The organism is Listeria sp. Marseille-Q6474, assembly GCF_946902005.1.
Lineage (GTDB): Bacteria > Bacillota > Bacilli > Lactobacillales > Listeriaceae > Listeria > Listeria innocua.
Genome location: NZ_CAMPPS010000001.1, coordinates 739697 through 752351, shown reverse-complemented (window position 1 = coordinate 752351; position 12655 = coordinate 739697). Strand labels below are relative to the sequence as shown.

General features: G+C 36.8%; 11 protein-coding genes. All 11 read left to right on the top strand.

Annotated features, from left to right (window positions below; genetic code table 11):
• Positions 1-60: 60 nt before the first annotated feature.
• The 11 genes from OC533_RS03805 (at position 61) to OC533_RS03755 (ending at position 12581) form a co-directional block, all read left to right on the top strand.
• Positions 61-564 carry an effector binding domain-containing protein gene (locus tag OC533_RS03805; RefSeq protein WP_003771151.1) on the top strand — a complete coding sequence of 168 codons (504 nt, stop codon included), beginning with the start codon at positions 61-63 and terminating at the stop codon, positions 562-564.
• A 114-nt stretch (positions 565-678) separates the two neighbouring features.
• Positions 679-1491 (top strand): formate/nitrite transporter family protein, encoded by an 813-nt coding sequence (locus OC533_RS03800; protein WP_003766162.1) that lies wholly within the window; start codon positions 679-681, stop codon positions 1489-1491.
• A 222-nt stretch (positions 1492-1713) separates the two neighbouring features.
• On the top strand, positions 1714-3180 hold the full coding sequence (locus OC533_RS03795) for an NAD-dependent succinate-semialdehyde dehydrogenase (RefSeq protein ID WP_194323331.1): 1467 nt from the start codon (positions 1714-1716) through the stop codon (positions 3178-3180).
• Between the two features lie 141 nt (positions 3181-3321).
• Positions 3322-3627: a PTS sugar transporter subunit IIB gene (locus OC533_RS03790; RefSeq protein ID WP_003761350.1), complete on the top strand. Its 306-nt coding sequence runs from the start codon at positions 3322-3324 to the stop codon at positions 3625-3627.
• Positions 3628-3631: 4 nt separating this feature from the next.
• On the top strand, positions 3632-4900 hold the full coding sequence (locus OC533_RS03785; protein WP_003761352.1) for a PTS sugar transporter subunit IIC: 1269 nt from the start codon (positions 3632-3634) through the stop codon (positions 4898-4900).
• A 14-nt stretch (positions 4901-4914) separates the two neighbouring features.
• Positions 4915-5265 (top strand): PTS lactose/cellobiose transporter subunit IIA, encoded by a 351-nt coding sequence (locus OC533_RS03780; protein WP_003761354.1) that lies wholly within the window; start codon positions 4915-4917, stop codon positions 5263-5265.
• Positions 5266-5276: 11 nt separating this feature from the next.
• Positions 5277-6728: a glycoside hydrolase family 1 protein gene (locus tag OC533_RS03775; RefSeq protein WP_003766167.1), complete on the top strand. Its 1452-nt coding sequence runs from the start codon at positions 5277-5279 to the stop codon at positions 6726-6728.
• Positions 6729-6800: 72 nt separating this feature from the next.
• Positions 6801-8699 carry a BglG family transcription antiterminator gene (locus OC533_RS03770; RefSeq protein WP_185504739.1) on the top strand — a complete coding sequence of 633 codons (1899 nt, stop codon included), beginning with the start codon at positions 6801-6803 and terminating at the stop codon, positions 8697-8699.
• 290 nt (positions 8700-8989) lie between these two features.
• On the top strand, positions 8990-10561 hold the full coding sequence (locus OC533_RS03765) for a Vga family ABC-F type ribosomal protection protein (protein ID WP_010990679.1): 1572 nt from the start codon (positions 8990-8992) through the stop codon (positions 10559-10561).
• Positions 10562-10682: 121 nt separating this feature from the next.
• On the top strand, positions 10683-11723 hold the full coding sequence (locus OC533_RS03760; RefSeq protein WP_194323332.1) for a permease: 1041 nt from the start codon (positions 10683-10685) through the stop codon (positions 11721-11723).
• Between the two features lie 18 nt (positions 11724-11741).
• Positions 11742-12581: a TIGR03943 family putative permease subunit gene (locus OC533_RS03755; RefSeq protein WP_003771168.1), complete on the top strand. Its 840-nt coding sequence runs from the start codon at positions 11742-11744 to the stop codon at positions 12579-12581.
• Positions 12582-12655: the final 74 nt, after the last annotated feature.

Here is a 12655-nt window from a genome sequence, read left to right as displayed (position 1 = left end):
AAAATTAAAATCATCTATGAATCTTCTGCCGTAATATTCTTTTTAAAAGGAGTGTTAATCATGGCGATTAGACAAGGACGATTAGAAGAATGGGAAGGTTTCACGGGGATTGCGCTTGTTCACGAAGGACTAAAAACAGAAGCATTTCATACCGGAATTAAAACAGCTTTTAAAGAAATGCTCAATCTTGCGCAAGAATTAGATGATTTTTCAGAACTAAAAGAGGTCTATGGTATTTCCGTCCATAATATAGAAGATGGTATAACGCATTACGCTGTTATCCCAGTTGAGCAAAAGTACGCTCATTTAAAAGAACCTCTTGAATGGATTGAAGTTCCAGCACATACTTATTTTGTAGCGGAACATATAGCAGAGACCGATATACTAGAAAGTTACGAGGAAATAGCTCGAGCAATACAACAAAAAGAGTACAAGCCGTATATTACTGCAAACAATCCAGTTTTTGATCCTTTACCATTTAAATTAGAAATTTATGCGAAAAACGGTGAGGAAAGTGCGGATATTGAAATTAGGATACCCGTAGTAAAAGAACTCCATACGTAAAACGCGAGCCCGGGACTTTTGTGCCGGGCTTTTTGATACTAGCAAGCTGTTTTTGATTATGCTATAATAAGAACGCAATTTTGTGATTATTTTAACAAGAAGGAAGGGATTCATGTGGGATATTATAGCCCGCAGGAAGTAACAGAGATTACGATTGAAAAAGGAACACAAAAAGCAAATTCGAGTACATTAACGCTCGTTTTACTAGGTTTTTTGGGTGGCGCCTTTATATCTCTTGGTTACTTATTATACATACGTGCAGTAGGAACAATGCCTCACGAATGGGGCAGTTTTGCAACGTTTATTGGTGCGAGCCTTTTTCCAGTTGGGCTTGTGTGCATTTTACTCGGTGGAGGAGAATTAATCACTGGCAACATGATGGCGGTAGCGATTGCTTGGTATGACAAAAAGATTTCCTTCCAACAATTACTTAGAAACTGGGCGATTGTGTCCGTCATGAACTTAGTAGGCGCTTTTTTCGTTGCTTACTTCTTTGGGCATTTCGTCGGCTTAACTGAAGGAGATTTTTTACCAAAAACACTTGCAACAGCTGGAGCAAAAATTAACGATCCTTTCTGGGTTGCTTTCGTTTCAGGTATCGGGTGTAACTGGTTTGTTGGAATTGCTGTTTGGCTTTGTTACGCGGCAAAAGACTTTGCTGGGAAAATCCTCGGTATTTGGTTCCCCGTCATGGCTTTTGTAGCTATCGGATTTCAGCACGTTGTCGCCAATATGTTTATTATCCCAGCCGCAATTTTCGCTGGATACTATTCATGGGCAGATTTTATTTGGAACGTCATCCCAGTATACCTCGGAAATGTAGTCGGCGGAGCAGTTTTTGTCAGCCTTTTCTATTTCCTTGCATATAAGAAAAACGCACCGAAAAAAGTAAAAGAAGAAATACATCAACCAATTGAAGAAAATTAATCAAAAAAGCTAGTTGCACCCGTTGCAGCTAGTTTTTTTTGAAAAAAATTAAAGTTTTTTAGAAAGTCACTCGTGCCCATCATGCCGGGATGGAGCAAGTTTTCTTATAAGCCATTTTCTGGGTTTAAGAAGAAAATCCTGATTAAATTTTTCGATTTGTGGAAAACACTATTATAAGCAACGATAGATTCGGACAGAAAAATTTACTAAGGAGTGGTATTTTTGAGTATTAAAGAAACAGCCTTACCAAAAGTTCAAACTAAATTATTTATTAATGGAAAATGGACAGACGGCGATAATAAAGAAACAAAAGATATTGTAAATCCAGCAAACGGCGAAGTCATCGCAAAAATTGCTCAAGCAGGACCTAAAGAAACAAAACAAGCGATTAAAGCTGCAAAAGATGCTTTTCCTGATTGGGCCAAAATGGAACTAGCTGACCGTGTTAAACTCTTGCATAATATTGCTGATTTAATGGAAGAACGAGCAGATACTTTAGCAAAAATTATGACCTTAGAACAAGGTAAACCATTAAAAGAATCAAAAGGAGAAGTCTTAACCGGCGCAGAAAACTTCCGATTCGCGGCTGAAGAAGCAAGAAGACTATACGGTGAAACAATCCCAGCTCCAAACAACCATGCGTTTATCGTTAAAAAACAACCAATTGGCGTAGTAGCAGCAATTACTCCGTGGAATTTCCCGGGTGGAATGGTGACACGAAAACTCGCACCAGCGCTAGCTACAGGTAATACAATTGTGTTAAAACCATCTGGAGATACCCCACTTTCGGCTTTAGCTATCTTTGAAATTTTTGAAGAAGCAGGCTTACCAAAAGGCGTTGCTAATATCGTCATGGGTAGCTCGAAAGAAATCGGTGAAACTTTAACAGATAGTGATGATGTCCGCAAATTAACGTTTACAGGCTCTACAAAAGTCGGTCAAACCCTATTTAAACAATCTGCTGACACATTGAAGAAAATCTCGCTTGAGCTCGGAGGACACGCACCATTTATCGTATTTGCGGATGCTAACCTTGAAGCTGCTGTAGATGATTTAATCGCAGCAAAATTCCGTAACAATGGTCAAGTATGTGTATCACCAAACCGCATATTTGTCGCAAAAGAAATCAAAGAAAAATTCACTAAAGCATTAGTCGCTAAAGTAGAAAAACTAAAAGTCGGTAACGGTTTAGACGACGTAAATGTTGGTCCGCTTATTCGCGAAGATGCCATCGACAAAATCGACAAACAACTTAAAAACGCGACAGATAAAGGCGCCAAAGTCCTAACTGGTGGCGAACGTTTAACTGGCTCTGATTACAACAAAGGTAATTTCTATAAACCAACTGTTTTAGATAACGTCACTCGTGAAATGGACATCTTTTATGAAGAAACATTCGGCCCCGTAATTCCGCTTATCGTTTTTGAAAATGAAGATGAAGCAATTGAAATGGCGAATGATAGCGAATTCGGTCTAGCATCTTATTTCTATACAAAAGATTTGGCACGCGTTGAAAAAGTCGGTGCAGCTCTAGAGTATGGTATGGTTGGTGCAAACGAAATCGCTATATCCAATCCGGAAACTCCATTTGGTGGTGTAAAACATTCAGGATTTGGCCGCGAAAATGGTCATTACGGAATGGAAGAATACATCCAAGTGAAATTCATTAACTTAAAATATCGTGATTAAATCAAACGAGCATGGAACTCCTTCGCATCAAGCGAAGGGGTTCTTTTTTGCGTACTTTCCTACCAGTAGGAAAAAAGTATATTTGTAAGCGGATTCAGTCATTTATATAATAAAAGTAAGTTAAGGAAAGGGAGGATACAAATGAAAAACATTTTACTCATTTGTGGGTCAGGAGCTTCAAGTGGATTTATGGCAGCAGCAATTAGAAAAGCCGCAAAAAAACGCGGAGAAAAAGTAACTGTGAAAGCAGCTAGTGAGTCTCAAATTGATGAAAGAATAAACGAAATCGACTATTTACTCATCGGACCACATTTAGCTTATATGTTAGACGATTTAAAGCAAAAAGTAGCTGATAAAGATGTTTTAGTATCAGTCATTCCACAAGCAACATACGGCACACTTAATGGCGAAAAAGCACTTGATCTCATTTTAAATATGGAGGGATAAAACGATGAACAACAAAGTGATGGATTTTATGACAAATAAATTTGCTCCAAAAGTAAATAAAGTTGTTAAAAATCCTTGGGTATCAGCAATTCAAGATGCAATTATGTCTGCGCTTCCACTCGTTTTTGTCGGTTCTTTAGTAACCATCGTTTCACTTCTTAAAAATTTATTTCCAGGTATGCCAGATTTTTCGATGATAAGTAATTTTTCGTTTGGGATGTTCGGTTTAGTTGTAGCATTTTTAATCCCGTATTATCTGATGGAGAAAAAAGGGAATAGCAGTCAAAAATTAATTTCCGGAGCTACTGGACTTGTATTATTTTTAATGTTACTATTTCCGACTATTTCAGCAGATGGAGACGCGGTTTTCATTTTATCTAGATTTGGGGCAACTGGAATGTTCTTGTCGATTACAACGGGACTATTTGTTGGTTGTGTAATGAATTTTGCAGCGAAACGTTCGCTCTTCAGTGAAGATACACCAATCCCTGATTTCGTTGTCGGCTGGTTTAACAGTTTACTACCAATTACTTTTATTTTAATCGTTGGTTGGTTAATTACAGTTCAATTTAATATCGATTTCTTTGAAGTTATTGTAGCTGTGTTTAGCCCACTCGCATCGATTGTACAATCTTATCCGGGCTTTGTGCTTTCGGTTTTCATTCCCGCTTTTCTTTATACATTCGGGATTTCTGGATGGGTAATGATGCCAGCGATTTATCCAGTTTATATGGCAGGACTCGCAGAAAACTCACAAGCCGTAGCAAATGGCGCAAGTGCATCAAATATCGCAACACAAGAAACAGTGTACGCTTTAATTTCAATCGGCGGGGTGGGTACAACCTTATCACTTTCGATTATGATGCTAATTTTAAGTAAATCTTTACAGCTAAAAGCAATCGGAAAAGCAGTTATTGTTCCGTCAATTTTTAACATCAACGAACCATTATTCTTCGGAGCCCCAATTGCCTTCAATCCATACTTAATGATTCCAACGTGGATTAATGCTTTTCTAGTTCCAAGCATCGCCTATTTCGTTATGTCGATGAACTTAGTGAGTATCCCCGCGCAATCATTCTTGCTATGGTACATGCCTTACCCAGTAACATCTTATCTCGCAACACAAGACTTCCGCGCGGTTATTGCTTGTCTAGCGATTATCGTCATCACATGGCTCGTCTATCTGCCATTCTTTAAAGCATACGATAACTCTTTACTAAAACAAGAAAAACTAGATGCAGTAGAAGCAGAGAAAGAAATGGTAACAAATTGATTGGAGGAACTAAAATGTCAGAGCAAGACTATGTTGAAGAAACAGATAGTTTAAATGAACTATCCATGAATATTTTAATCCATGCAGGAAACGCAAGAAATGATTTAGTAAAAGGTCTCAATCACTTAGAAGAATTAGAATTTAACGAAGCCGAGGAATTAATCGCCTCTGCAAAAAAAGAAATTGTCATTGCGCATAGTCTGCAAACAGATACACTACAACTAGAAGCTTCAGGCAACCAAATCCGCTATTCAACTCTATTCTGTCATGCCCAAGATACTCTAATGACAGCAAAAAGTGAAATACTAATCGGCGAACATATGCTACGTTTATTCAAAAAAATGACCGAACTTACGAAAAAATAGGAGGTAAAAGTATGTTTGAAAATTATCAGTTTCCAAAAGACTTCTTATGGGGTGGAGCTATCGCAGCCAACCAAGCAGAAGGTGCATTTAAAGTAGATGGAAAAGGAATTAGTTTAGCAGATTTACACAAATATCATAAAGGTAAAACAAACGATGAAATTAGCGAAGAACAACATAAAGGCGTAAGTTTAGCAGATATTAAAGCAAGCATAGAAGATAAAGTGAACTATTATCCGAAACGCCACGGTATTGATTTTTACCATACTTATCCAGAAGATTTAGCTCTTCTTGCTGAAATGGGTTTTAAAACATTTCGAACTTCGATTGACTGGACGCGAATTTTCCCAACTGGAGAAGAAGAGGAACCAAATGAAGCAGGTTTAAAATATTACGATCAATTAATCGACAAAATAATCGAACTTGGTATGGAACCAATTATTACCATTTTGCATTATGAAACTCCAGTTGAGATTGTCTTAAACCATGGTGGATGGCATAATCGGAAAGTCATCGATCTGTTTGAAAAATACGGCAAAACTGTCCTTGATCGTTACAATAAAAAAGTGAAATATTGGATTGTTATTAACCAAATTAATTTAATCCAATTTGAACCATTCAACTCCACTGCCATTCCATATGATGCTGTCGATGATTATTTATCAGCAACGTATCAAGCAGTTCATAATCAATTTGTCGCTAGTGCGAAAATTTATGAATACGGCAAAGCATTGAATCCAGATTTAATGATTGGTACGATGCTGGCAGATTGCACAGCCTACCCATACTCATGTGACCCAGACGATATTGTGCTTGCAATGAAACGTAATCGGATGGAATATTTCTTCGCAGACGTGCAGTTCCAAGGAGAATATCCACAATATGCGCTTAATTATTTTGCTGAAAATAATATTACAATTGAAATCACAGAAGAAGACAAAGCTATTTTACAAAAAAACACGATGGACTATCTAGCACTTTCTTATTATTATTCGCAAATGGTCGATTCCAAGAAAAATGATTTGGATCCTGCTTCAATCACCCCAAATCCGCACTTAAAAGCAAATCCGTGGGGCTGGGCTGTAGATCCGAAAGGGCTATATAATGCTCTGTCACAATACTGGGATAGATACCATAAACCAATCATTATTGCAGAAAACGGCTTCGGAATGTACGACGAATTAGACAATGGCGAAATCCATGATGATTACCGTATTGATTATTTATCTGCCCATTTAAAAGAAATGAAACGCGCGATGTATGACGGAGTAGAAGTGATCGCATATTGTGCATGGGGCCCAATAGACATCGTTAGTTGTTCTTCCGCGCAAATGGAAAAAAGATACGGTTTCATCTACGTTGATTTAGACAACGAAGGGAACGGTACAGGCAAAAGAATTAAAAAAGACAGCTTTTCATGGTATAAAAAAGTAATAGAGTCTAATGGGGAAGACCTAGAAGTTTAATGTAACAGAAGCGCCAGTTGTGGTAGTTGATAGCTAAAACAACTGGCTTTCGATATATAGGGGGTAACAGGAATGGATACTCAAAAAGAAATACTAGCTTATTTGTATAAACAAGAAGACAAGTGGGTTACCTCAAATGAGTTAGCAGATTTTTGCGAGTGTACAACAAGAACCATTCGCAATAATATCTACAAAATAAATGAAGCAACGCCAAATTTAATTAATTCAACCAAACAAGGCTATCAAATTAACCGAGCGATTCACTTCGATTTTCAAGCAGAAAGCGACGTTTCAGAACGGAAATCTAAATTATTACTAGAATTAATTAAAAACTCCACCAAAGGCGTTGATTTATTTGATCTCGCAGATATTCTATTTATTTCAGAAGTCACTTTAAAAAAAGATATTCAACAATTAAAAAACGAACTAAAAGAAGCAAACGTACAGATTGTCATTGATAAAAATCAAATTAAACTCGTCGGAAAAGAGCGCGCCAAAAGAAAGTATATGATTTCTTTATTATATGAAGAAGGCGGCTACCGTGAAAGCATCAAAGGCCACATCCAAGAAATGCTAGAAATAGTTTCGATTGATAAACTCCAAAGTATCGTAAAAGAAGTTCTAGCAGAAGAAGCTATTACAACTAATCAATATTCGATGATGAATATTGTGTTGCATTACGCCATCAGTATCGTCCGCATCCAACAAGGCAATACGCTTATCGAAACGCAAAAAACGCTTATTAGAAAACACTCTAAAGAATATGAAATCTCAAAAAAAATAGCCGGAATCCTCTCAGAAGAATACCAAATACATTTTTCAGAAGCAGAAACAAAACAACTTGGCCTTCTGTATGTTGGCCTTCAAAACGAGCAAGCAGCCAATGCTAACCAAGCTGAATTAGAACAATTTGTCGATAAAAAAATCATTGAAGCACTTAAAATAGTACTCACCAATGTGGAAGAAATGTACCTCATTGATCTTCAAAACGAGCAACTTTTTATTAAACTTGCCATCCATGTACAAAGCTTATATTACCGTTCGCGTTACAAAGCTTATACAAGAAATTTAAGTTTACTTGATATTAAAACCTCTTATCCAGTAACCTTTGACATCGCAGTTTACATTTCCTCTTTACTACAAGAAAAACTAGCAATTGACTTTAACGAAGACGAAATATCTTTTATCGCGCTACATATCGGTTCTTTTTTAGAAAGCGAAAATCGTGATTATATCAAACTAGAAATCGGTATTCTTGTTGACGACTACCATGATTTAAAAACCAATATGCTAAAAAAACTACGCTCCTTATTTGAAAACGATGCGACAATAGAAGTCATTGAAAATGAGAGATGCGATGAACAATACGATATTATTTTAACGACAAACCGAGATACCGCTCTCGAAAAAGCAGGTTCGATTTTTATTCACCCATTACTCACAGCGAAAGACATTAAAAAAATTACAAGCAGAATCCATACCAAGAAAAAAATGCTTGAAAACAACCTACTTGGACAACAAATTGACCGCTATATCGTCCCGTCACTCTATTCTAATCAAATCGACCCCTCAGAACTCACCCCTCAAAAAATAAGAGAACAAATGGTGTCTAAAATGGAAAAGGCGGCTTTTGTAAAACCAGATTTTAAAGAAAAAGTTGAAAAAAGAGAACAAATGGCACCAACCAGTTTCCCGTCAGGCATTGCGATACCCCATTCAATCAAAAACGATGCCATTCGCAGTGGTGTTTCGATGATGACACTCCAAGAACCGATTTATTGGAACGACGTCAAAGTAAAAATGATTGCCCTCGTCGCCATCAGCAAAAAAGATGCCAACGAATTTAACGATTTCTTTGAAAAATTTGTGGAAATTGTTTCTGAACCAATTAACGCCAAACGCTTATCGATGACAGAAAGTTTCACAGAGTTTATCCAAAAACTAAAAATGATGGTGGAAGAAAGTGAATAATTGGTCACAAATTAAGCCGTGTAATTTAAGCTGCACGGCTTTTTTAGCTTGAAGGATTTACTAAATTGAGCTATAATGTAAACATCAAACGAAAAGGAGTGTTATCTTAAGCCAATGAAATTCTAATCCTGTATTATATGAAAAAATGAAGAAAGCTATCCAATTCTTGGGTAGAAACTATTTTTTCGGACGGGATTCGTATGTTCATTTCGCATGATAACTCTAGCTATAGCCTTTTTTGGCGTAGTTTCGCGGATTCCTCTCTGAAAATATTCAGGAGGTTATTTTTTATGTCAATAATCGAAATAAACCAATTAAAAATAGAAATAGGGGACAGAACTTTAGTAGAAATCCCTCACCTGTTAGTAGATAAAAAAGCAAGAATCGGCATCATCGGTCAAAACGGTTTAGGAAAAACAACGCTCATGGAAGTAATCGCTGGCGTTAAAGAAGCCACATCAGGAAACATTACTTCATACGGGAAACTCGCCTATATCAAACAACTTCACACTGATAAAAGCACACAAAGCGGCGGGGAAAAAACAAGAAAAGCAATTCAACATGCTATGCGCCAAAATCCAAGCATACTTTTAGCAGACGAACCGACGAGCAACCTAGATGTCGAAAGCGTCAAACATTTAGAACGGCAGTGGAGCGATTTTCACGGTGCCCTAATGATTATTTCCCATGATCGCGCCTTTTTAGATGCACTTTGCACAGAAATATGGGAAATTAAAAATCAAGAAATCCACGTCTACAAAGGAAACTATCACGCTTATTTAGAACAAAAAAAACTACAAGAAAATCAAGCAGAACTTGCCTACAAAGAATTTAAAAACAAAAAGAAACAACTACAAGCATCACAAAACTATCACGAAATTGAAGCAGGACGAATTGTAAAACCAGGGAAACGACTAAATAACAAAGAAGCAAGCGCCTTTAAAGCTGGAAAAGGCACACAACAAAAGAAACAACATAGTACAATTAAAGCGCTAGAAAAACGGATTGAACGTCTTGGCAATGTCGAAAAACCACGCACTACAAAGCCAATTAAAATCGTCACACCCGATAACCGATTAATAAAAAAAGGCAGTACGATCTTAAGCGCAAAAGAAGCAACCTTCGAAATTGCAGGAAAAACACTGTTTGAAGCAAAAGCGTTCTCGATAAAAGCAGGAGATAAAGTAGCACTTATCGGTGAAAATGCTAGCGGTAAAACCACTTTTTTAAGAGAAATTATCCAAGAAAATCCAACTATTACTTGTAACAATCAAGCTAAAATCGCTTATTTTGATCAAGAATTAAAAGGGTTAGATTTAGCGAAGACGCTCATAGAAAACATCACAGATAGGAGCGTTCAAACACAACAAGTAAACAGAGATGTGCTTGGAAGTATGCATTTTAAAGAAAGTGATTTGCATAAAGAAGTCGGGATGCTTTCTGGTGGAGAACGAGTGAAATTACTTCTTAGTATGCTTCTTGTCAGTGATGCGAACTTCCTGATACTCGATGAACCAACCAACTATCTAGACATCTACGCAATGGAAGCTCTGGAAATGCTCATAAAACAATTTACCGGAACAGTGTTATTTGTTTCTCATGATAGAACGTTTGTAAATCAAGTTGCAGAAGAATTACTCGTGATTGAAAACAACCAAATGACTTTCCACAGAATGACCTTCTCAGAATACGAAGAAAGTAAAGCCCCAAGTCGTGTAACAGAAGAAGATAAATTGATTTTAGAAATGCGAATGTCAGAAATTGCTGCGAAACTCATGCAACCGAATTTAAAACCAGCAGAAAAGGCAATTCTCGAACAAGATTATCAAGAAATTATCACAAAAAGACAACAATTTAGTTAGATTGTTGTCTTTTTATTCGTGCAAAATAAAAAATATAGTCATTTATCTTTTACTTGATTTCTTCAAAAGATAGGCTTAGAATCAAATAGTTATTAAAAAGAGTAAAGAAAGAAGGAATCCTATGTTTAGTCACTTGCCGGATTCATTCCTACAAATGAATACCATTTTTATTTCTATTTTGATAGAGGCGCTGCCGTTTGTATTAATTGGCGTATTTATTGCTGGTTTTATTCAAATGTTCATTTCTGAAAAATTTATTGCTTGCGTTATTCCAAAAAATAAATTCCTAGCAGTCATTGTTGGCTCGCTAATTGGTGTATTTTTCCCATCCTGTGAATGTGGCATTGTGCCAATCGTTCGTAATCTGCTTGCAAAAGGGGTACCGCTTCATGCTGGAATTGCCTTCATGCTCACAGCTCCAATTATTAACCCCGTTGTCTTATTTTCCACCTATGTTGCATTTGGAAGTACTTGGGAAGTTCCGCTTTTGCGTGTTGCGGGAAGTCTTGTAGTAGCACTCGTTGTCGGGAATATTATCGCTTATTTTTATAAAGGAACTGGTTTGAAAGAAAGGTTTTTAAAATATGAAGCTGCCAGTGAAAAAGTTGCTGTCCCAGCTGGAAACTTAGCCCTTGCAGGAGGTCTGAGTGGGGATGTAACAACAACGAAATTTCAAGTACTAACAACAGAAGGAGCTCAGGCTGAACCAGAGCACGACCATGCGCACCATCATCACGGTGAAGAGCATACACATGAAAAAATGTCTTTTAGTCAAAAAGTTTGGCATACTGTACAGCATGCAGTTGACGAATTCTTTTCTGTCGGCAAGTATCTAGTTTTTGGTGCTTTAATTGCCGCAGCGATGCAAACATATATTAAAACTTCGACGCTTGTATCCATTGGACATGGCCCGATCTTATCTATTTTATTAATGATGGTTCTAGCATTTGTTTTATCATTATGTTCTGAAGCAGATGCATTTATTGGCGCTTCATTCCGTAGTGTATTTTCCACGCAATCAATCGTTGCATTTTTAGTGTTTGGTCCGATGCTCGATATTAAAAATTTAATGATGATGTTAGGAGCATTTAAAGCAAAATTTGTCTTATTAATTGTTACAAGTGTAACGATTGTCGTCTTTTTATACGCCTTGGTTATTTAACAGAAAGCAGGTGAACACATGTTTCGAGTTTTTATTTTATTTGGATTTGGCTTTTATTTGATGCAGCTACATATTTCTGGTGACATCAGTAAATATATTAATATGAAATACGCTTATTTATCTTTTTCAGCAATGATTGCGGCATTTTTGCTTGCAATTATTCAGCTTATTATGGTTTTTCGTGATGAAGATATTGGCGCAAAAACAGAGCATATGGGACATACCCATGACGGCGAAAATACTATTTTGAAAAAAATCATGGTTTACGGTTTACTTTCTTACGCATTAATTGCGGGATTTTTATTTCCAGTCGCAACACTTGATTCAACCATCGTTTCCGCAAAAGGCTTTCATTTTCCAAAAAATAATGCTGCGGGCGATGACCCTTATGCCCAAAATCAGTTTTTAAGACCTGATACAAGTGGTTATTTTGGAGAAACAGATTATGAAAAAATGATGGCGAAAGAAAAAGCCGAAATCATTGATCAAAATCCAATCAAAGTAACCGATAGCAACTATTTAATGACAATGGAAATTCTCTATAACTATCCTGGTGAGTTTACTGGTAAAGAAATCGAATTTACCGGTTTTGTCTATAACGATGAAGTGACAAAAGATAATAATTTATTCTTATTTCGATTTGGAATTATTCATTGTGTAGCGGACTCTGGTGTATTCGGCATGCTCGTCCAAATGCCCGAAAAGACCAATTTCAAAAACGACACCTGGCTTACAGTAAAAGGAACAATCACTCAAGAGTACTATTCGCCTTTTAAAATGAATATCCCGTCTGTACAAGTAGATAGCTATAAAGAAGTAGCAAAACCAAAATCAGTTTATGTCTATCGTAAATATTAAATCGCTACTTGCGGATTTATGCGGCTTGAGTTATCCTTAAATAAAGCTGTTTACGTTTTCACGAATGAATAAAA